The following is a 20,409-nucleotide window of genomic DNA, read 5'->3' as shown; positions in this document are numbered from 1 at the left end:
TTATTTCGGGGCGGTAAAGATGCGGTCGAACTGGTCCCTGGAGATGGCCGCCACGTTGTCCAGCTGGAACAGCCAGCGGACATCGTTGACCTTGCGTTTCAAGAAGGCCAGGCGGGCGGCGGGCGGCAGGCGCATCAGCACCTGGACGGTCTTCTCGATATACTTATCCCGGCCGCCGCGGCCATAGACCCCGAAAGCCCTTTCGGATGAGTTTTCGGCCTCCACCAGCTTCAGGTTATCCTCCGGGGTCAGGGGCGGGGCCGGGAGTTTTATCACCTGCTTGAGGCTTTCAAAAAGATGTTGGCTGTTCTTCTGCCTGATGGCCTCGTCATCCTGGTCGTCCAGCAGCTCCATGAAGCGGCTGGGGATCACGAATATTCGCTCGCTCTGCATCAGGCGCTCCAGGCGCTGCCGGGAATGCTCGATCCGGATGTGAGGCAAAGGATGCCCTTTTATCAGCGATGCCAGCCCGTCCAGCATCTGCACCAGGTCGGAGGGCATGGCCAGCAGGTAGGCGAAGGTCCGGAGTTCGTCGCTTTTCAGCTGGGGCAGGAATTCCAGCTTCTCTATCTGGCGCTGGCTCAAATACAGGCCGAAGTGGGTTATCAGCTCGTGCCGGGGGTCGATGGTCTGGCCGTTTATTTTGGCGCCATCCAGGCCGGGAACGATGGACAGTCCCTCCTCGGCCAGCCCCAGCCCGTTGAACAGGTAGAAGAACTCCTCCAGGGCCGACAGCACCCGGGGATTGTTGAATGGATAGATGGACAGGCGGCGGATCAGTGAGCCCAGATGTTTCAGCATCAAGCTGATGACGCTGGCTTGGGCGGCGGCACTGAATCCCGGGGCCTCTGCTTTGGCCTGCTCCGGTTGGGTCTGGGTGATTTTGATGGCGCCCATTTCGGCCAGCTCGGCAATGGCCTGGCAGGTGATGAACTTGCCCAGGCCGCTTATTTCCACCAGCTTGCCGGCCGAGAGATGCCTGGTGCCCAGGAATTCCGCGATCTTTTCCTGCTCGGGGGTTAGCCCCTCCGGCTGGAATCCCGGCTTAAGATGGACCACCGTCTCCGACGAGGGTATCAGGATCCTTATCCTGAGCCATTCGTCCAGCCGGCGCATGCCCTCCAGCAGAAAACCGTCGGTTTCCAGCTTGACCGGATATTTGCTCTGGGTATAGAGCCGGGTCTTCAGGTCGAAGGTATAATGCCCCTCCACCCAGATGATGACCTCGTCCATGATCTCCTGGATCTTGAAGCGGATGACCTCGGTGAAGTCCTCCCCGGAGATGAAGCCCTTCTCTATCAGCACCTCCTCCAGGGGAATGTTCAGCCGTTCCTGCTCGGCTTCGGCCAGGGCCAGGGCGCTCTCGGTTATCAGCCCGGTCTTGAACAGGTAGCCGCCCAGGAATTCCTGGCGGTCTTTCTTGCGGTAGAACCCGCCGGTGATCCTTCCTTCGTCGAAATCAAAGGCGGCGGTGTCGCCTTCCTGCTCCAGCTGGAGGACCCCGGTCTTGCGCTGGCTGGATAACAATTGCAGTATCTCAGGCAGGCTGAATTCCGATATGTTTCCTTCAAGAGCCATAGTTTTAGATTAGTGATTTTAGATGTTAGATTTTAGGGGTCATGTATTCCGTCATTCTGAGCCTGGCTTGTTGCCCGGCAAGTCGAAGAATCCCGTCAGATCCTTCGGATAGTCAATCAGGGGGCTTTGCTCAGGATGACGATATCATTAGGTTTTATATCGGTCTTGTCATTCCTGCACTTCAGTTAATTCAGTGTAAACTCCAGCAGGAATCCATATTCTCGCTGGATTCCCGTCTGCACGGGAATGACACGAGCGACTTAATACAAAGAAAAATTATACCGTGAACTCCAGGTAAAGGTCCTCCAGGTCCTTGTGCTGTTTCCGGGAAAGGCTGCGCAGTTCGTCCAATGTTCCCAAAGCCACCAGCTTGCCGTTGGCAATGATCCCAATCCGGTGGCAGACCGCCTGGGCCAGCGACAGGGTGTGGGTGGAGATCAGCAAGGCCTTGCCTTTGGCAGCCTCCCGCTTGAAGATGTTGCGCACCGTGATCATGCTGGCCGGGTCCAGGCCTACCATCGGCTCGTCGATCAGATAGACCAAAGGGTCGTGCAGCATGGCCGCGGCAATCACCACTTTCTGGCGCATGCCGTGGGAATAGCCCTCGGTGCGCTGGTCCAGCCAAGCCACGGCATCAAACTCCTCGGCCAAACGGTTGATCCGGGGCTCGATGTCCTCCTTGGGGATCTTATAAATATGGCCCACCAGCCGTAAAAACTCCCGGCCGGTCAGCAGGTCGTAGATGAAGGAGTCGTCGGGGATGTAGCCCAGCTGCATCTTGGCCTTCTCCGGCTCTTTATGTATATCCATCCCGCAGATGGAGGCGCTGCCGCTGTCGGGCTTCATCAAACCGGCCAGCATCTTCAAGGAGGTGGTCTTGCCGGCCCCGTTGGGGCCTAAAAGCCCGAAGATCTCGCCCGGCTTCACGCTGATGCTGAGGCCGTCCACCGCAGTCTTGTCGCCGAATCTTTTTACGGCCCGGGTCAACTCTATTCCGGCCTTCATCGGGACTCCAATATCTCTATCTTTAAATTCCCCAGCGCCGGCAGCAGCCGGTTCTGCTGGGACAGATCGCCCTCGATGATCCGCAGCCGGGCGGCATCGGCCGGGTTCAGGCCGAAGGTGGGATCCAACTCGATCCATCTTCCGCAGTAGACGGCGTTCCAGGCATGGTAATAAAAACGTCCGTCCATAAAAACAACCCCCAGGCACAGCTTGGCGGGAATGCCGGAGGCCCGGGCCAGTGCGGCAAACAGGGTGGCGTGCTCGTTGCAATCGCCCCGCCGGGACAACAGCACCTCCACTGCCGAGGGCAGGCTGACGGTCATCTGCTTGTCCAGATTCTTATTGACCCATTGGCTGATGGCCAGGACCGTTTCCCAGGAGGACTTCTTTCCAGCGACTATCTTCCGGGCGGTATCTTTTATCCGGCTGTCCTCCGATTGAATCAAAGCGGTGGGCTCCAGGTACTTTTTCAAGCTGTCGGGCAGAATGTCGTTCAATCCGTCCATCCGCTCCTGGGTGATGATAACTATCTGTTGATCGGCATCCGTGATCTGCTGCCGGCCTCCGGCAATGTCCATCTGGCTTATATTAAGGCCGGATATTTTGATCTTAAGATGCTCAATGTCCCGGGGTTTATCCAAGCTCGATCCGGTGGCCGGGACCGAAAGCTGGGTCAGCAGGTCTATCCCGTTATCATCAGGAGGTATCCGCAGGGCGGTCTCCTTGGGCTCCCAGATCAGGGTTATGCCCAGCGGACCGTTCTCTTTTAAGGTATTTCCGGCCGAGTCCACCCAGATGGTGCTGGTGGTGCCGGCCATCTCCAGGCTCAGTTTGGTGGCCCAGTGGGACCGGTCAGCGATCTTAAGACTTTCCTGCTCCATAACCTCGATCACCGCCGGCTGGAGCGACAGGGAGGTGGGGTCGAAGGTGGAGAAATTGTATTTACTGCCCTTTTTTATGCTTTTGTTGGCGATCATCGGCTCGATGGCGTCCGGCAGGTAGACCGGGCCGTCTAATTTAATGGTCTGCCGCTGTTTCTGCCCGCCGGTGGTTACGTCGATATCCAATTGCTGGCCGTTCACCCGGCCGTGGACATTTATCTCGGCGGCCCCCTCCATCACGAAATCGAAATCCTGCAGGTAAAAGTTCCTATCCAGCTGGTAGCTGGTGACGGTCTTGATCTGCTGGGGGGTGTCCATCATGTTGATCCTTAAAAAAGCCCGGTTGCTGACCTGGCGGCCGCCGCCATCCAGGCTTTGAGAGACGGTCACCGAATAGCCGGCCTTCTGCCCGGAGAAATAGATGCCATGCCAGGTCTCCTTGTAGGCGGTGGTGTCGCCCTGCAGGGTGACGACCGGTTTCTGACATCCGGCCTTTTGGTATCCGAACCATCCCAGGGAAACAACCCACAGGAATCCGAAGATAACCAGAGGCAAAATTTTCTTCATATTATTACTCCGGCAATTAAATAGGTGAATAATCCTTACCCGTTTTTTGAACGTCCTTTTTGTCATGCCCGTGAAAACGGGCATCCAGGCCTGGATTCCTGCCTTCGCAGGAATGACACATTGCGCTATTTATTTGCCGAAGTAATAATGTAACTAAATGTCCGTTTGAACTGTTATTATACCATCTCGGCAAAAATAGTCAATAATTTTATAAATTAATGCTTGACATAAATGTTATCTAATTGTATTATTACAACATTAAGTACGAAAGGGGGTGAGATTCCAGTTCACCGTAATTTTAGGTTAGGGAATAATAAAACTTACATTAATATCATCAACCTAAAGCTAAACTAATAATTGGAGGAAAAATGAGAGCAAAAGTTTTGACCGTCCTGGTTTTGCTAGTGATGGCGTCAGCAGCTTTGGCCCAGGCGCCAGTGGAGCAAACCTATCCCTGGTACAATTCGTTCCGCAACCAGTCGACCGCCGGGTTATTGGAGGATAACCTGGACCTGATGCTGGGCCGCTGGGGATTTTTGGATCCGGCCCGGATCGACCTGATCGACGGCAAGTACCTCTACACCAACCTGGCCAACATCTACAACAAGAACGAAGAACAGTTCAACCCCTCCGATGCCGGCACCTATGTGGTGGGCGGAACCTCGGATATCTTCGGCTATGGCAAGCTGGGTCTGCTGTATTCCCGCAACTATATAATGGAGGCCGACAGCCAGGTCGTTGAAAATGTGACCCTGACCGACATCGATCCCGGGACCAACCCCGGATACGATTACAGGGAGACCACCAAGGAAGAAGACCAGTGGCAGGGCCAGGAAGGCAAGACCGATTATTTCCTGGGATACGCCCGACAGGTAAACGACATGAGACTGGGCCTGGCTTTCAAACGCACCGTAGAGTCCTACAAAGAGGATGGTTTCGCAACCTGGGACCTCTTGGAGCAGAACATCATAACCGGGCAGACCATCTATACCGAGGCCGGCAGCGATACCGGCAGCTTTGCCGAGATCAGCTCCGAGAACTGGATCGGCGCCTCGGTCTGGAAGCCGATGAATGACAAGATGGACCTCAGCCTGCGGCTGGCCATCGGCATGGGCGGTATTGATATGTTGGAAGAATATGATTATATTTACAATGAGGCCGTCCCCGGCGGCGACAGCTACGGCGAGACCGAGACCGAGACTCGCGACATCACATACTCCGGGACCGCTTTTTCCGGCGGCGGTGCCTATGTCTACAAGTGGACCGATGACGTCAATACCCGCTTTGACCTGCAGTTCACACATATGGGTTACACCGCGGAGGATGCGACCTTTGAGGGAGCCTATCATGAGCAAAGCGTGAGTATAAGCTCGGATTATTACACCGACAGCTATACCGAAGCGGTTACCGGGGAATATACCCAGAACCAGATAGATTTCCGGATGGTCAACACCGCCAAGCTGGAGAAGGCCGTATTCGCCATCGGGCTGGGCTTCACCACCAGCGGCACGGAGATGACCGGAACCAGTGACCGGGCAGATCGGACAGTATCCGAGTATCGCTTTATGAACAACACCTCCCTGCCCACCAGCTATGTGGCGACCACCACCCGGGGGGAGACCTGGGAATACAAGGTCACCGAAGCCGGATACCTGCTTTCACTGCCGGTGGGAGTGGAGTTCAATCTGACCGATAATATAGTCTTCCGGCTGGGAGCCGATCATCAGATCAGCAATTTTGACTTCACCGACAACGAGACCCTGACCGGCGGCAGCGAGATGGAGACCACCGTCACCCGCATGGGCGACGGCTCCACCACCACCACCTATACCCCCAATCCGCTGGATGATGTGACCGGAGTATCCCAGACCTACAAAGAGGCTTACAGCTACACCAACTATACCTACGGCGCCGGATGGAAGGTCACCCCCAACCTGCAGTTGGATTTCATGGGCTTTGCCCAGTTGAACGACCTGACCAATTGGAAGCTTTCAGCCGTATTTAAATTCTAAAAGAGAGGAACAAAAGAGATGAAAAAAGCCTTATATACTCTGACTGTTGTCCTTTTGATCGGGGCCGTCATCGTGGGATGCGGCAAGAAGGAAAATCCGTTCGAACCGATCACCAGTTCATTCCTGCCGACCACCGCCATGGAATCCCAGGGCCCGACCGTGCTGAGCATCAACACCCGGGACGGCAACAATGCCCTTTATGAGTCGCCGACCTACGATGAGATCATAGTGCTGTTCGACGCCGACATCAACCCGGCCACCGTCACCACCAGCACCATCCTGCTTCAGGAGGTGGAGCATCTATCCACCCCCCAGCAGTACACAGTGTCCTACGACAAGACCTCCAAAAAGGCCATCATCAAAGCCACCAATGGCTGGGATGATGACGCCAGGTACCTGGTGACGGTCACCACCGGTGTCAGGGACATCCACGGGCATGCCCTGGACGGCAACGGCAACGACTGGGTGGACCCGCAGGATTTTTATCGGGAGCAATTCACGGGCTTTACCACAACCACCGCTGCCTACGACGTTACGCCTCCCCTGGTGGGCATGATCAATCCCACCAACGACGCTATCTATTTCAGCACCACCGATTCCATTGAGATATGGATCACGGATAACGACAGCGTTGACCGGGCCAGCATCACCCAGGATGCCTTTGTGCTGACCAAGGCCAACGGCCAGGTGGTCACCCTTCCGGCCATGTATGTTGAGGAAAGTTTCGCACCGAGCCTGTATATCGTTCGTTTCCGTCCTTTGGCCACGGTCCTGGTGGATTCCAACGATTATTTCTTCACCGTAAAGACCTCCATCAAGGACATGAAGGGCAACATGCTTGACGGGAACAGCAATGGAGATGCCGAGAACGAGTTCCTGGATCGGGAGCGGATCAAGTTCCGCACTTACGATCCCCGCAACGGAGGCATTCCCGCCCAGGCCACCAACCTGCGGGTGCTGTCAACCGCCTATGTTGATGCCAACCGGGGCCTGGTGATCCGGTTCACCCGCAAGATGAACCCGGCCACCCTCAATACATCGAACATCAAGATCTATAACAACTCCAATTACACCGAGTACATCCCGGGCAGCATCAGCATACTTCCCGACACCATGGGTGTGCGCTACTCCCTGGAGAACTACGACGGATCGGGCTACCTGTGGGTCAGCCGTCTGGTGAGGGATACCGCCGGATTCTATCTGGATCAGAACAACAATGGTATCTCCGGCGAGGCCGCCTATACCACCAATGAGGGCACCTATCAGACATCGGACGATCTGTTTGCCTCCATCGCCTATAATTCCGGCCTGGAGATGATCCTATTCAATGATATGGCAGAGGATGGAAACGTAGGTTGGTCAACTCGTGGCACGACCCCGCAGCTATGGCATCGCAGCACCCGAAGTGTATCTGCAAATACTAATAATGGCGGGCTATATGCCTGGCATTGCGGGGTGGATGCCGACTCCAGTTATCTGGTGGCGGGACCCACCGCGGTGCACGACACCCTGATGATGCCGGAGATAGACCTTACCGCCTACAACATTTACAGCAACTGCCGCATACGGTATGATCGATGGTATCAGACCGATGGCGGGGCCGACGCCTGCCGCCTGATCGCCTCCACCGACAATGGTGCAAATTGGAGCACAGTAATAACCTGGTCGGGTACTTCTGCCGCCTGGCTTAGCACGAGTATGAGCCTTAATGGTTATCTGGGCGCCAGGGTGCGTTTGGCTCTGGCCTTTGACACCGATGCCGTGGGCAACGTTTGGCCGTCGGAAGGCTTTTATATCGACAACATTCGCTTGGTAGTTTACTAAGAAAAATCCAACATAAAGCCCCCCGCTTTGGGCGGGGGGCTTTTGCTATTTACAATCTTAAAAAAATGTGAGATAATTGAAACCGTTACATTATGCCTTTGGTCAAGACAGGATTGACAAGATTAATCGGATTATCCTTATCCTAAAATCATAAAAATCCTGTAAATTCGCTTACGCTACCTTTCGGTCTTCTTTAAGTGCAGCAGCTTTAGCGAAGGCACTCCTGTCAAATTTTCACTATCATATCAAATACTTATGAACAGGGCTATTTTAATAGTGCTGGACGGCTGCGGGGTGGGCGAACTGCCCGATGCGGCAAAATACGGGGATAGTGGCAGTAATACCCTGGGCAACATCTCCCGGGCGATACCGGGGGGATTTAAGCTGTCCAACCTGCAAAAACTGGGGCTGGGGAATATCATTCCCCTGGCCGGGATGGAGCCGGATTCAAAGCCCTCGGGCAGTTACGGCAAGATGGCCGAAAAATCGCCGGGCAAGGACTCCACCGACGGGCACTGGGAGATGGCCGGGCTGATAACCGAAAAACCCTTTCCCACCTATCCCCAAGGCTTTCCCCCGGAGATCATAGAGCCTTTTAAAAAGGCCATCGGCCGGGATATCCTGGCCAACAAGACCGCCTCGGGGACGGAGATCATCAAGGAACTGGGCGATCAACATGTCAGGACCGGCTATCCGATAATCTATACCTCGGCCGACAGCGTATTTCAGATTGCCTGTCACGAAGAGGTGGTCCCGCTGGAACAGCTCTACGACTGGTGCCGGATAGCCCGGAATATTTTGGCCGGGGAGCATGCGGTGGGGAGGATCATCGCCCGGCCCTTTATGGGAACCTCCGGCAGTTACCAAAGGGTGGGCGGGCACCGGCAGGATTTCTCGCTTAAGCCGCCCAAGCCCACCATTTTGGATCTTTTTAAAAAAGCCGGGCTGGAGGTGGTGGGGGTGGGCAAGATCCACGACCTTTATGCCGGCCAGGGGCTGACCCAGAGCCTCCACAGCGACGACAACCCTGACGGCATGGCCAAGATCCTTGACGCCTGGCCAATGCTATCCCAGGGCCTGCTGATGGCCAACCTGGTGGAATTCGACATGACCTGGGGGCATCGTAACGATGCGCCGGGCTTTTATCAGGGCCTGCGGGATTTCGATGCCTGGCTGCCCGGTCTGCTCGATAAAATGACAGGCGATGATATCCTGATCATCACCGCCGACCATGGAAACGACCCCACCACATCATCCACCGATCATTCCCGGGAATACGTGCCGCTGTTGGTCTACGGGCCGGGGATAAAAAGCGGCATCAATCTGGGCATCAGGGAAAGTTTTTCCGATATAGCCGCCACCCTGGCGGAGATGTTCGGGATAAAAGGACTGGAGCACGGGCAGAGCTTTCTGGGCTTAATTAACCGCTAAGACGCCAAGGCCGCCAAGAAGATATATTACATTTTTAGCTTGACTGGAGATGGAAATGACAGGATCCTGCATGCCAAGCACCAAAGACTTAATCGCCTCGGCCAAAATGGCACAAAAAGCGGCCTATGCTCCTTATTCCAAGTTCAAGGTGGGAGCCGCCCTGCTGGGCAAAAGCGGCAGGATATTCACCGGCTGTAATGTGGAGAACGTCTCCTACGGGCTGGCCTGCTGCGCCGAAAGGAATGCGGTGTTCAAGGCCCTCTCCGAAGGGGAAAGGGAATTCCGGGCCATCGCCATCGTGTCCGACAGCCCGGAGCCGACCGCCCCCTGCGGGGCCTGCCGCCAGGTGCTGAACGAATTCGCCCCGGATATATCGGTCATCATGCCGGGCAAGAAGAGGACCATCAAAACGACCCTGAAGAAATTATTACCGTTTGCCTTTGGGCCAAAATCACTAAAATAAATATAAAAGGAGGAAACCAAATTGTTCGGAATAGCATTTGCATTGGGACAGGGCGGACTGCCGTCCGGGGGAAGCTCGGGCGGGGGGCTGATGGGGCTGCTGCCCATTATCATCATGTTCGTGATCATTTATCTGCTGCTGATACTTCCCCAGCAGAAACAGCAGAAGAAGCACAAGGAGATGCTGAACACCCTGCAGAAGGGCGATAAGGTGGTGGCGGCCGGGGGCATCCACGGCACCATCGTCGGGGTCGACGAACAGAGGAATATCGTGGTGCTGAAGATAGACGAGAACGTCAAGATAGAGGTTCAGAAATCAACCGTGGCCTCCAAGATCGAAAACAAATAGGTATCTTCCAGTGACCGGCCAGGAAAATAAAATAATGCCCATCAGGATCTTCGGCGACCCGATTCTGCGAAAAAAGGCCCAAACCATCGAAAACATAGATGGTTCGATAGACCAGCTGGCCAAGAGGATGATGGAATCCCTCAACCAGGCCAGGGGCCTGGGGCTGGCGGCCCCGCAGGTGGGACACTCCAAATCGCTTTGCATCATAAATCTGCCTTTGATGAATGAGAAGATCAAACAGCCGCTGGTGCTGATCAACCCGAAGATCCATCTGCGGGAGGGCGAGGTTAATTACGAGGAGGGATGCCTGAGCTTTCCCGGTATCTATGTCGATGTGAAACGGCCCCAAAAAATAGCTCTGACGGGACTGGATCTTGACGGCAACGAAATGGAATATGAGGCCGGCGATATCCTGGCCAGGGTGTTCCTGCATGAGACGGACCATCTTAACGGCGTGTTGCTGATAGATCATTTGAGCACCATCAAAAGACAGCTATTAAAAAACAAATTGAAAAAATTGAAACAAGAATAGTTTCAAGGTTATGTTCAGACGGAAAAAAGGATTGATAATAAGGGTTGAGTCCGGGCAGCCGGACTCTTTTGCCGTTGCCCGGGCGGCCCAGGTATTGGATGAACAGGGAATCATAGCCTTTCCCACCGATACCGTCTACGGCTTAGGGTGCCGGCCCGATTCGGCCAAGGCGGTTAAATCCATATATAAGTTAAAAGGACGGGATTTTAAAAACCCCCTGATATTGTTTCTGGGAAAAACGGAGGAGCTGGGCCAATATTCCCAGGATCTTCCAGCCTATGCCGGCAAGCTGATCCGGGCCTTCTGGCCCGGCCCGTTGACCCTGGTGGTAAAGGCATCCCCGACGGTAAAACAATGGGGGCTTGACAAGGATGGGACCATCGGCCTGCGAATTCCCGATTCTTCACTATTGCAGGATATCATCAACCGCGCTGGCCTGCCGCTGGCTACCACCAGCGCCAACCGAAGCGGGTTCGGAGAGTCGTTTTCCGCCCAGGAGGTTATGGCTTCATTGCCGGGTCCGGTGGATTTGATGCTGGACGGGGGGGAGATAGCCAGGAATAATCCGTCAACCGTGCTGGATATTTCGGCAGATCATCCGGTGATCCTCCGGAAGGGGGCCATCACCCTAAACCGTATCCGGCAGGAGATCGGGATCCCGGTGAAACTCAAAAAGATCCAGGTGCTGTTCGTATGCACCGGCAATACCTGCCGTAGCCCGATGGCCGAAGGGTACCTGAGGCATATCCTTCCCAAGATATGGAAGGATAGGGTTGTCGTAAGGTCATGCGGAACCGGAGCCATGCCGGGAATGCCCGCCATGGGGAACTCACAGCAGGCGGCCGCCCAGAACGGCTTTGACATCAGCCAGCACCAATCCTCGGCCTGCACCAAAGACAGGGTCCGGCAGTCGGATCTGATAATAGCCCTGGAGGAAAAACACCGCCAGGACGTTAAAAAACTGGCTCCCGAAAACGAAGTGAATCTGCTATCTCCTGACGGAGTTCCCGATCCCATCGGGGGAACCCTGGGGGATTACTTAAAGACCCTGGATCTCATCAAGGCCGAGATGCCGGATGTTCTGGAGTTGATAAAAGAGAAGCTGGACTGACAGGGCGTTTGAGACGCCCTGTTTTTCAATTTGAAAAATGAAACAGGATCAGATGAATAAACGGCTTATAAATACGTCGTTAATAATTAAAAAAGACCGGCATAAAATGCCGGTCTTTTTCGTTAAGCCGTGCTGACTAATTATCGTTCTCGACGGTGATCTTGATGATGCGTTCTATGTTCTTCAGCTTGTTGTTGTCTATCTTGTTCAAATGGCGCATGATCTTGGACAGGATCTTTTCCCGTTCGGTGATCTGGGCAGGAACGCCCTTCTTGTTCTTGTTGAGATCCTCCTGGCTGGGACAGAGGTCACAAAGGTATACATTGAGGGCATTGGCAACCTTCTCCAGGGTCTTGATGGTGGGATTGACCCTGGCTTGCTCAATGAAACCGATATAGCGGTAATCAAAACCGGCCTTCTCCCCCAATTTTTCCTGAGAAAGGCCTTGGGCCTTTCTCAGTTTGCGAACTCGGTCTCCCAACAGCCTTATGAAAGTATTCATGATATTATCCTTATCTATGGTTAAAATATATCTATTATGGATGTGTGACAATCCAGCCAATAACTTACCTTATCATTATAAGGGTGAAAACTGTAAATGTAAATAGCCGGCAAAATCATTATTTATAATAAAGGGATGCCGCAAGAGGCATCCCTTATATGGTAGCGCTACGGGGAATCGAACCCCGGTTTGATGGCTGAGAACCATCCGTCCTAGGCCACTAGACGATAGCGCCGTATTATGCGATCTGTACCCCTTTTACGAACGATGTTCAGTCATTATCCTAACTGAACTTATATGTATTTTATAATATTATCCCTAAAAAGTCAATAGATAAAAGAATTGGGGGTTTTGTAGGCGTGCTTTTGGCAAAAAGCTGATATAAAGGACATATCAGCAACCCTTTCTTTCATCTTGTAATTGACGGCCAATCCGTGTATACTTAACTAAAAGGGAACAGCCGGTATTGATGGCCCTGACCTTTAGTAAATTATAAATAATGAAAGCAAAAATGAAAAAGTTCGAGCGCGATAGCAAATTTGAAAAAAAGGGTTCCGGTAGGCCTCCTAGCCGGGGCCCCAAAAAGTTCGGCCCCCGCGGGGGGAATGATTTCGGCAAGGGCAGCTTTGACAAGCAGATGCACCCGGCAACCTGCGACAGCTGCGGGACAAGCTGCGAGGTCCCCTTCAAGCCCACCGGAGGCAAGCCCATCTACTGCCGTGACTGCTTCAGGAAAATGGAGGGCTCGGAAGCACCCCGGCGCTTTGACCGGCCCGAGCGCCCACGGTTTTCCAGACCCGACCGGTTCGCCCCCCGGGAGCATTCCAGCCCGGGCGGCGGAGACCAGGTGCAAAAGGAACTGGATAAGATAAATATCAAGCTGGATAAGATCCTGCGGGCCCTGGAGGGCGAATAGGTCCGGGAGATCCAAAGTGAGGGCTGAAGCATGCTTCAGCCCTTCCCTTATAGTCGGGTAGGGTGGAAATTATTTCACCGGAGATCCACATAAACCGCGAATCGCGTATCTCGGTTAATATAAGCATCGGTGCTACATCCAACCCGGAACTCATTTTTAACCGTCGGCATATTCTTGAAGTACCGAACAACGTCTATATTTTCAGGCGATACTTGACAAATTGATAATATAGTGATACCGTACTAATACGGCTTATTTCTAATGGGGCAAAGACATTCCGGGGTAAAAAAGTTAGTACCATCAAACAAAACAGTCAAGGAGGGGCCAATGAAGAAAAAACTTACCACCGACGCCGGGATATCTGTCAGCGATAATCAAAACTCGTTGACCGCTGGACCGCGCGGCCCGCTGCTGGTGCAGGACTGGCAACTGTTCGAGAAACACGCCCACTTCAACCGGGAGCGCATTCCGGAACGGGTGGTTCACGCCAAGGGTTCGGGCGCCTATGGCACCTTGACCATAACCGGCGACATCACCAAATACACCAAGGCCGCCGTCTTCAAGCCCGGCGTCAAAACAGAGTATTTTCAGCGGTTCTCTACGGTGGCCGGAGAGCGTGGGGCGGCCGATGCCGAGCGCGACGTCCGGGGGTTCGCACTGAAATTCTACACCGAGGAGGGAAACTGGGATCTGGTGGGAAACAACACTCCGGTATTCTTCATCCGCGATCCCTACAAGTTCCCGGACTTTATCCATACCCAGAAGCGCGATCCTAAGACCAATCTCCGCAGCGCCACCGCCGCCTGGGATTTCTGGGCGCTGTCACCGGAGTCGGTGCACCAGGTGACCATCCTCTTCTCGGACCGCGGCATCCCGAAAAGCTTTCGGCACATGAATGGTTACGGCTGTCACACGTTCAGTCTGTTCAATGACAAGGGCGAGCGGTTTTGGGTGAAGTTCCATTTCAAGACGATGCAGGGCATCCAGTGCCTTACCGACGAGCAGGCCGCCAAGTTGGTAGGCGAGGACCGGGAAAGCAACCAGCGGGATCTGTTCGAATCGATCGCCAGGGGTGAATTTCCCCGCTGGAAGATGCAGGTCCAGATCATGCCCGAGACCGACGCCGAAAAAACGTCGTACAATCCTTTCGATCTCACCAAGGTTTGGCCCCATAAGGAATATCCGATGATCGACGTCGGCATCATGGAGCTGAACAGGAACCCGGAGAATTATTTCGCCGAGGTTGAGCAGGCGGCATTCGGGCCTAAAAACGTGGTGCCGGGCATCGGTCATAGTCCGGACAAGGTGTTGCAGATGCGGATCTTATCCTACGCCGATGCCCAGCGATACCGGATAGGGGTCAACTACGAGAGCCTTTCCGTCAACAAGCCCAGAAACCAGGTCAACAACTATTACCGGGACGGCCGGATGCGGTTCGACGGCAACAGCGGCGGCGCGGTCAACTACGAACCCAATAGCTTCGGCGGTCCGATCGAGGATCCCCGGTTCAAAGAACCGCCGCTGCGCATCAGCGGGGATGCCGACCGATATGACCATCATGTCGGCAACGACGACTACACCCAGGCAGGCAACCTCTACCGGCTGATGCCGCAGGCCGAGCGAAACCGGCTGCATGCGGCGATCGCCGGGTCAATAAAGGATGTTCCCAAGGAGATCATTGAACGGCAACTGGGGCATTTCCAGAAAGCTGATCCGGCGTATGCCGAGGGGGTGCGAAAAGCATTGGGTGGCAAGTAGGAAAACTCGTTGTTAAAAAAGAGAGGTAACCTTTGAGGTTGCCTCTCTTTTATTCAGTACGTACATTATATACGGGCTGAATTAAAATCCTAATACTCTATCAACACTTGTAGAGCCTACTTGTAATTGCTTTCATTATCGCTTACAATTTGCCCACGAGTAATTTAAACAATAAGGAGTTTAGTATGAAATGGATAACCCGTGCCCATGTTCATGTTGACCGCGTGGCCTGCCCCTGGCTTATCAAGCGGTTCGTAGATGCCGGGGCGGAGTTCGTTTTCGTCGCCAAGGACTTGGTTGACGCAGAGGCCAAACGGCTTAATGCCATACCGTTCGATGCGCCGGGCGTCGAGTTGGGACATCAGGACGGTCATTGCAGTTTCGTGTCGATAGTAAATAAATACAACCTCAAGGATCCGGCTCTTTTGAAACTGGCGGACGTGGTCAACGCCGCCGATACCGGTGCCATGGACAAGAATCCTTTCGCCTCTGGACTGGAAGCCATTGCTCAGGGGTATTCATTATTGTATTCCGATGACCATAAGAATATCGAACAACAGTTCCAAGTTTATGATGCGCTCTATAACTATTTCCGTCTGCAGGCCCCGAAATGACCAATTCCAAGGAAAATTCGTGGCGTAATAAAGCCATCGAGTTCCTGGGCCTGAAGAAGTCGATGGTGGCCCTTATGTCCATGGTGATCTTAGTGGGACTGGGGGAGAAGATGGCCGAGCGCTTCCTGCCGATCTATCTGCTGGCGCTGGGCGGCGGATTCCTGTCGGTGGGCTTTCTCAACGGAATGGACAATCTGTTTTCGGCGTTATACTCTTTCCCCGGCGGGTATTTGTCGGACCGGCTGGGACATAAGAAAGCCCTTCTGGTATTCAACCTGATCGCCCTGTTCGGCTACGCCATCGTCATCATATTCCCTTATTGGCCGGCAGTTTTCGCGGGTGCGGTATTCTTCCTGTCCTGGACCGCCATTTCACTTCCGGCGATCATGGGCCTGGTCTCCAAGGCATTGCCCCAGAACAAACGTACCATGGGCGTTTCCATGCATTCGTTGGTGCGGAGGATACCGATGGCGCTGGGGCCATTGATCGGCGGAGCTTTGATAGGCATCTATGGCGAAAAGACCGGCGTGCGGATGGCATTCGTGGCCGCATTTGTGTTGGGTCTGGTGTCATTATTTGTTCAGCAGGTGATGATAGATGATGATAAACCCATCCAGGGGTCAGCCGAGAAAAACCCGTTCAAACTGTGGCGGTTCATGGGCGCGGACCTTAAACGGTTGCTGGTTTCGGACATCCTGATCCGTTACGCCGAGCAGATACCCTACGCCTTCGTGGTGGTTTGGTGCCTTAAGAACAACACTATTTCTGCCTTCCAGTTCGGAATGCTGACGGCCATCGAAATGGTGGTCGCCATGCTGGTATATATTCCAGTGGCCTATCTGGCCGACAAGTCCACCAAGAAGCCCTTTGTATTGATCACTTTTTTCAATTTCACGGTGTTTCCACTGTTCCTGCTGTTTTCGCACTCATTCCCGATGATGGTGCTGGCGTTCGTCATCCGGGGCCTTAAGGAGTTCGGAGAGCCCACCCGGAAAGCACTGATCATGGACCTGGCGCCCGAGGACAAGAAGGCCGGGATGTTCGGGTTATACTATCTGGTGCGGGATGTGATCGTGTCCCTGGCGGCCTTCGGCGGGGCGTTCCTTTGGCAAATATCCCCGGCTGCCAATCTGCTGACGGCAACCGGGTTTGGCCTGCTGGGGACATTGTACTTCTGGGCATTCGGCCGCGACCTGAAAAGTGTTTAAATTCAGTTATATTAAACACGGTGATCCAATAGAAAAGAGGTAACCTTAAAGGTTACCTCTTTTCATTCGGTTAGGACTTAGTATACTGACTGACCGTAGTGGACAAAGTCCGAACCGCGATCTATGAATACCAAGGATATATCTACATTCCAGACCTTCGGCAACGGAGTATTATTCAATTAACGGAAAACTAAGTTTACCCCACTCCCCTGCTCACAGCCCCATCTCTTAAAGGAGGTGGGGCTGTTTTAGTTTTCATGGTTCTTCCAAATATTCTTTATTATACCGGCAATTCCATCCAGAACGTACTTCCTTTCCCCAAAACACTTTCTACCCCCATCTTCCCTCCGTGCATTTCTGCGATATGTTTGACGATAGCCAATCCCAAACCGGTTCCCCCTAATTCGCGGGATCGCCCCTTATCAACTCTGTAAAATCTTTCGAAAATGCGGGGGAGGTGCTCGGAGGATATACCGCTTCCGTTGTCTGATATCTTTATCCTAATGCTGTTTTCGCTGGATTCGACCGAGATCTCAATTCTTCCTTTCTCGGGTGTATATTTTGAAGCATTGTCCAATAGGTTGGTCAGTGCCTGTACCATTTTGACTTCGTCTGCCTTTATTTGAAGAATATCGGGGATATTCTTTACTGACATGACCTGTTCCTTCTGGTCGGCCTGCTGTTGGATGTTTTCTACTGCTCGTTGTAACAGTTCCCTCAGCGGAACCGGCCTGAGGTTGATCTGGTAACTTCCGGTTTCCAACGCCGACAGGGCCAAAAGGTCGTTTACTATCCGGTTCATGCGTTCCGACTGCCGGTGTATCCTTTCCAGGAAATCATTCATTTGTTCCGTATTCTGGTAATTGCCTTCATGGAGAGCTTGGCTGTAACCAATTATGGCCGACAGCGGTGTTTTCAGTTCGTGGGAAACATTGGCCACAAAATCCTTACGGACGTTCTCTAGTCTTTTGTAATCCGTGATATCGGTAATGACGATAACTATGTCCGATTCTTTCTTTCCGTTTTCTAAGGGTGATCCATGAGCCAGGTAGCTCTTATTGCCGACCGTAAATTCGAGGCCCGAGGAACAATTTCGAGACCATTCTTCTATTTCCGGATGGCGAATGACCTCAATGAGAAGTTTGCCCGGGCAACCGGAATGTTCTAAATCGAACATACGGCAGGCCGGAGTGTTTATCATCGTTATCCTCTGGCGATTGTCAATCACCAGCACTCCCTCGGACATGCTTTGCATGACCGTTGAAAGGCGGAGTCTTTGTCCGTCACGGTCGGACAGAGTCTGCTCCCATGATTGGGCCAATTTATTTAGCGAGTCGGCGATAGAATTCAATTCCGCGCTGCTCTGGTTGGTAGGAGCCCGGGCGGAAAGATCCCCGCCGCTTATCCGGGCCACAGCCTCTTCCAGTTTTTTTATCGATTTGATGACGGCGTTCCAGTAGGCGTTATAAATGAAGATCAAAAGGGCGGCGGCCATGAGGAACCCGGTTATCAATGAAAAGAACAGGTGCCAGCGGTAGGCGGCGAAATCGGTGAACGGCCAGGCAATGCGGCAATAACCCCAAGGAATACCCCGGACAATGACTGGTACCGCCAGATAGATCAGTTCCTTTTTAAGCGTTTGGCTGTAGCGCAATGAATGTCCGCTTCCGGTTCGGGAAGCGTTTCGTATTTCAGGGCGGCCCAGGTGATTGTCCATTGCGGCCAGGTTCGCACCGTCTTCGTCGGAGTCTCCCCAGACCTTGCCGGTAGCATCTATGATGGTTATGCGATAACCTATGATTTTAGAAAAACCGTCGGCCAGCGAATCCAGATGAACAGGGGACGGACCGGTCATTGATTTGGAGATGTTCTCCGCAGTCAGTCTGGCCAGAGGTTCCATTCCCTTGATGGTTATGTTAAGCAGGTAATGGCGGCTGACCGCTGAAAGATAAATACTCAGCAAGCCTATCATGCAGATGATGGTCAGCAGGGTGATAGAAAGCAGCCTGGATTTAAGGCTTTTGGCCATTATTTTTCGTCCTTCAATTTATAACCGAATGATTTTACGGTGACCAGGGAGGTCTTTAAAAGGGGTATCTTTTCCCGCAGATGGCGGATGTGGACGTCAATGGTGCGGTTACCACCGTAATAGTCCATGCCCCAAACCGCATCGAGTATGTTGTCACGCGACACCAGCTTGCCCTTACGTTTCAGCAGATATTCCAGCAGGGCAAACTCCTTGGCGGTAAGCGTCAGTTCTTTGTTATTGATGGATACGGTATGGGTCTCGACATCAAGGAAAAGCTTACCGTATTGAATGTTCTTTGCCGCTTCCACATCCGGCTGGTTGCGGCGGAAAAGAGCCTTGACCCGGGCCACCAGTTCCTTAGGACTGAATGGCTTGGTTATATAATCATCGGCGCCCATCTCCAGGCCGACGATCTTGTCGGTCTCCTCGCCCTTGGCCGTAAGCATTATGATGGGCAGTTTTTTAGTGGCCGGTTCCGATCTCAGCAGGCGGCAAAGCTCCAAGCCATCCATGCCAGGCAGCATCAGGTCCAGCAGCAAAAGATCCGGGACCGAAACATGTATACGGCGCAGAGCCTTTTCTCCGTCATCGAATTCTTCCATTGTGTATCCGGCATTCTTTAGATAATGCCTGATGATATCGGCTATATCCTTTTCGTCTTCCACAATATATATCTTCTTGGGCATATCTTCAGTATCTCCATATATTCAATTAGATAATAGTTGAAATTATATATAAAGTAAAGAGAAAAAGGGTTAAGAAATTGTTAATTCCGGGTTAAATCATATTTAATATGAATTTAACATTACTGTAATCATTTCATAACTGCAGAAGGTTATATTTAGACAGAATTTAAAAAAGAGTATATGGGCAAAGCAGATTTACATATCCATACAGTCTATTCGGATGGCTCAGGAACCGTTGAAGAGGTGCTGCGAAAGTCAATCTCCGCAGGGTTGGGTACTATTGCTATTACCGATCATAACGAAATAGAGGGAGCCGTTAAAGCCCAAGAGCTGGCGGGAAGATGGGGGCTTAATATTGACGTGATAATAGGGGAGGAAATAACCACTTCGGACGGCCATGTGGTGGGCCTGTTTTTAAAAGACAGGATCCGGCCGCTATTAACCGCCGAGGCCACGGTAGATGAGATACACCGGCAAGGAGGCCTGGCGGTGGCGGTTCATCCCTTTTCAGTATGGCTTAAGCTGTTCAAGTGCGGCGGGGTGGGATCTCTGGTGGAAAGCCTACAGTTTGACGCCATAGAGACGGTTAACGGCTCCCCCACTGAAGGTTTTAGCAATGCCTTCACGCAAAAACTCAACACCAAGCTCAGGCTGGCAGGTGTGGGAGGTTCCGATGCTCACACTCCGGAAGCCATCGGCCAGGGATATACGGTTTTCCCGGGAAGAGGATCAGCCATGCTGTATTCAGCCATCAGGAACAAGGCGGTGCAGGCCAAAAGCGGCAGATCGGCCGGCAAGGCATTATGGGACTTTCTTATGAAATACCTGTGGGGCAAAATGGCCCTGTACGGACCTAAAGGAGGGGCGATCGATCAGATGGCGGCAAGTTAACACATTTTTAATTTTGACGCAATTTATTCGTAACGCCCGAAATGTATAATTGC

General features: G+C 52.9%; 18 protein-coding genes and 1 tRNA gene. 12 read left to right on the top strand and 7 right to left on the bottom strand.

Features of this window, described 5'->3' with window-relative positions:
• The 3 genes from KJ869_10560 to KJ869_10550 all read right to left on the bottom strand — a co-directional run bounded on the left by KJ869_10560 (position 1) and on the right by KJ869_10550 (position 4,031).
• Positions 1-1,578: a DUF4388 domain-containing protein gene (locus KJ869_10560; protein ID MBU1577628.1), complete on the bottom strand. Its 1,578-nt coding sequence runs from the start codon at positions 1,576-1,578 to the stop codon at positions 1-3.
• Positions 1,579-1,854: 276 nt separating this feature from the next.
• On the bottom strand, positions 1,855-2,583 hold the full coding sequence (locus KJ869_10555) for an ABC transporter ATP-binding protein (protein MBU1577627.1): 729 nt from the start codon (positions 2,581-2,583) through the stop codon (positions 1,855-1,857).
• On the bottom strand, positions 2,580-4,031 hold the full coding sequence (locus tag KJ869_10550) for a transglutaminase-like domain-containing protein (protein ID MBU1577626.1): 1,452 nt from the start codon (positions 4,029-4,031) through the stop codon (positions 2,580-2,582). The genes KJ869_10555 and KJ869_10550 overlap by 4 nt, the downstream gene beginning before the upstream one ends.
• 368 nt (positions 4,032-4,399) lie before the next feature.
• Between KJ869_10550 and KJ869_10545 the strand changes: the two genes are divergently transcribed.
• From KJ869_10545 to KJ869_10515, 7 genes are all read left to right on the top strand, one after another.
• Positions 4,400-6,043, top strand: a complete 1,644-nt coding sequence (locus KJ869_10545) for a hypothetical protein (protein MBU1577625.1) — start codon at positions 4,400-4,402, stop codon at positions 6,041-6,043.
• Positions 6,044-6,061: 18 nt separating this feature from the next.
• Positions 6,062-7,867 (top strand): Ig-like domain-containing protein, encoded by a 1,806-nt coding sequence (locus KJ869_10540; protein ID MBU1577624.1) that lies wholly within the window; start codon positions 6,062-6,064, stop codon positions 7,865-7,867.
• A gap of 255 nt (positions 7,868-8,122) precedes the next feature.
• A complete protein-coding gene (locus KJ869_10535) occupies positions 8,123-9,298 on the top strand; it encodes a phosphopentomutase (GenBank protein ID MBU1577623.1) in 1,176 nt (391 codons plus the stop codon).
• Positions 9,299-9,368: 70 nt separating this feature from the next.
• On the top strand, positions 9,369-9,761 hold the full coding sequence (locus tag KJ869_10530) for a cytidine deaminase (protein MBU1577622.1): 393 nt from the start codon (positions 9,369-9,371) through the stop codon (positions 9,759-9,761).
• Positions 9,762-9,851: 90 nt separating this feature from the next.
• Positions 9,852-10,109, top strand: coding sequence for a preprotein translocase subunit YajC (yajC, locus tag KJ869_10525; GenBank protein MBU1577621.1), 258 nt, complete (start codon positions 9,852-9,854; stop codon positions 10,107-10,109).
• A gap of 34 nt (positions 10,110-10,143) precedes the next feature.
• The gene (gene def / locus KJ869_10520; protein MBU1577620.1) at positions 10,144-10,641 is read left to right on the top strand and encodes a peptide deformylase; all 498 of its coding nucleotides are present in this window, start codon (positions 10,144-10,146) and stop codon (positions 10,639-10,641) included.
• Positions 10,642-10,651: 10 nt separating this feature from the next.
• On the top strand, positions 10,652-11,752 hold the full coding sequence (locus tag KJ869_10515; GenBank protein MBU1577619.1) for a threonylcarbamoyl-AMP synthase: 1,101 nt from the start codon (positions 10,652-10,654) through the stop codon (positions 11,750-11,752).
• A gap of 136 nt (positions 11,753-11,888) precedes the next feature.
• On the opposite strand, the gene KJ869_10510 is transcribed toward KJ869_10515, so the two are convergent.
• Positions 11,889-12,254, bottom strand: coding sequence for a helix-turn-helix domain-containing protein (locus KJ869_10510; GenBank protein MBU1577618.1), 366 nt, complete (start codon positions 12,252-12,254; stop codon positions 11,889-11,891).
• A gap of 159 nt (positions 12,255-12,413) precedes the next feature.
• Positions 12,414-12,489, bottom strand: a tRNA-Glu gene (locus KJ869_10505).
• A 264-nt stretch (positions 12,490-12,753) separates the two neighbouring features.
• Between KJ869_10505 and KJ869_10500 the strand changes: the two genes are divergently transcribed.
• From KJ869_10500 to KJ869_10485, 4 genes are all read left to right on the top strand, one after another.
• Positions 12,754-13,170: a hypothetical protein gene (locus KJ869_10500; protein ID MBU1577617.1), complete on the top strand. Its 417-nt coding sequence runs from the start codon at positions 12,754-12,756 to the stop codon at positions 13,168-13,170.
• 327 nt (positions 13,171-13,497) lie between these two features.
• The gene (locus tag KJ869_10495; GenBank protein MBU1577616.1) at positions 13,498-14,928 is read left to right on the top strand and encodes a catalase; all 1,431 of its coding nucleotides are present in this window, start codon (positions 13,498-13,500) and stop codon (positions 14,926-14,928) included.
• 185 nt (positions 14,929-15,113) lie between these two features.
• Positions 15,114-15,542: a chromate resistance protein gene (locus KJ869_10490; protein ID MBU1577615.1), complete on the top strand. Its 429-nt coding sequence runs from the start codon at positions 15,114-15,116 to the stop codon at positions 15,540-15,542.
• Positions 15,539-16,750: an MFS transporter gene (locus KJ869_10485; protein MBU1577614.1), complete on the top strand. Its 1,212-nt coding sequence runs from the start codon at positions 15,539-15,541 to the stop codon at positions 16,748-16,750. The genes KJ869_10490 and KJ869_10485 overlap by 4 nt, the downstream gene beginning before the upstream one ends.
• A 280-nt stretch (positions 16,751-17,030) precedes the next feature.
• Here KJ869_10485 and KJ869_10480 read toward each other — a convergent pair whose 3' ends face one another.
• Both KJ869_10480 and KJ869_10475 read right to left on the bottom strand, forming a co-directional pair.
• Entirely contained in the window at positions 17,031-18,779 is a 1,749-nt protein-coding gene (locus KJ869_10480) for a HAMP domain-containing protein (GenBank protein MBU1577613.1), read from the bottom strand.
• Positions 18,779-19,465 (bottom strand): response regulator transcription factor, encoded by a 687-nt coding sequence (locus tag KJ869_10475; GenBank protein MBU1577612.1) that lies wholly within the window; start codon positions 19,463-19,465, stop codon positions 18,779-18,781. The genes KJ869_10480 and KJ869_10475 overlap by 1 nt, the downstream gene beginning before the upstream one ends.
• A gap of 180 nt (positions 19,466-19,645) precedes the next feature.
• Here KJ869_10475 and KJ869_10470 point away from each other — a divergent pair, with 180 nt between their 5' ends.
• Entirely contained in the window at positions 19,646-20,356 is a 711-nt protein-coding gene (locus KJ869_10470) for a PHP domain-containing protein (GenBank protein MBU1577611.1), read from the top strand.
• Positions 20,357-20,409 lie beyond the last annotated feature (53 nt).

This window comes from Candidatus Edwardsbacteria bacterium (assembly GCA_018821925.1).
GTDB lineage: Bacteria > Edwardsbacteria > AC1 > AC1 > EtOH8 > UBA2226.
The sequence above is the reverse complement of the archived record's forward strand: the minus strand, read 5'-3'. Positions and strand labels throughout refer to the sequence as shown.

Coding starts and splice junctions, on each gene's coding strand:
- KJ869_10560 (MBU1577628.1), bottom strand. CDS start 1,578: ATGGCTCTTGAAGGAAACATATCGGAATTCAGCCTGCCTGAGATACTG.
- KJ869_10555 (MBU1577627.1), bottom strand. CDS start 2,583: ATGAAGGCCGGAATAGAGTTGACCCGGGCCGTAAAAAGATTCGGCGAC.
- KJ869_10550 (MBU1577626.1), bottom strand. CDS start 4,031: ATGAAGAAAATTTTGCCTCTGGTTATCTTCGGATTCCTGTGGGTTGTT.
- KJ869_10545 (MBU1577625.1), top strand. CDS start 4,400: ATGAGAGCAAAAGTTTTGACCGTCCTGGTTTTGCTAGTGATGGCGTCA.
- KJ869_10540 (MBU1577624.1), top strand. CDS start 6,062: ATGAAAAAAGCCTTATATACTCTGACTGTTGTCCTTTTGATCGGGGCC.
- KJ869_10535 (MBU1577623.1), top strand. CDS start 8,123: ATGAACAGGGCTATTTTAATAGTGCTGGACGGCTGCGGGGTGGGCGAA.
- KJ869_10530 (MBU1577622.1), top strand. CDS start 9,369: ATGCCAAGCACCAAAGACTTAATCGCCTCGGCCAAAATGGCACAAAAA.
- yajC (MBU1577621.1), top strand. CDS start 9,852: ATGGGGCTGCTGCCCATTATCATCATGTTCGTGATCATTTATCTGCTG.
- def (MBU1577620.1), top strand. CDS start 10,144: ATGCCCATCAGGATCTTCGGCGACCCGATTCTGCGAAAAAAGGCCCAA.
- KJ869_10515 (MBU1577619.1), top strand. CDS start 10,652: ATGTTCAGACGGAAAAAAGGATTGATAATAAGGGTTGAGTCCGGGCAG.
- KJ869_10510 (MBU1577618.1), bottom strand. CDS start 12,254: ATGAATACTTTCATAAGGCTGTTGGGAGACCGAGTTCGCAAACTGAGA.
- KJ869_10500 (MBU1577617.1), top strand. CDS start 12,754: ATGAAAGCAAAAATGAAAAAGTTCGAGCGCGATAGCAAATTTGAAAAA.
- KJ869_10495 (MBU1577616.1), top strand. CDS start 13,498: ATGAAGAAAAAACTTACCACCGACGCCGGGATATCTGTCAGCGATAAT.
- KJ869_10490 (MBU1577615.1), top strand. CDS start 15,114: ATGAAATGGATAACCCGTGCCCATGTTCATGTTGACCGCGTGGCCTGC.
- KJ869_10485 (MBU1577614.1), top strand. CDS start 15,539: ATGACCAATTCCAAGGAAAATTCGTGGCGTAATAAAGCCATCGAGTTC.
- KJ869_10480 (MBU1577613.1), bottom strand. CDS start 18,779: ATGGCCAAAAGCCTTAAATCCAGGCTGCTTTCTATCACCCTGCTGACC.
- KJ869_10475 (MBU1577612.1), bottom strand. CDS start 19,465: ATGCCCAAGAAGATATATATTGTGGAAGACGAAAAGGATATAGCCGAT.
- KJ869_10470 (MBU1577611.1), top strand. CDS start 19,646: ATGGGCAAAGCAGATTTACATATCCATACAGTCTATTCGGATGGCTCA.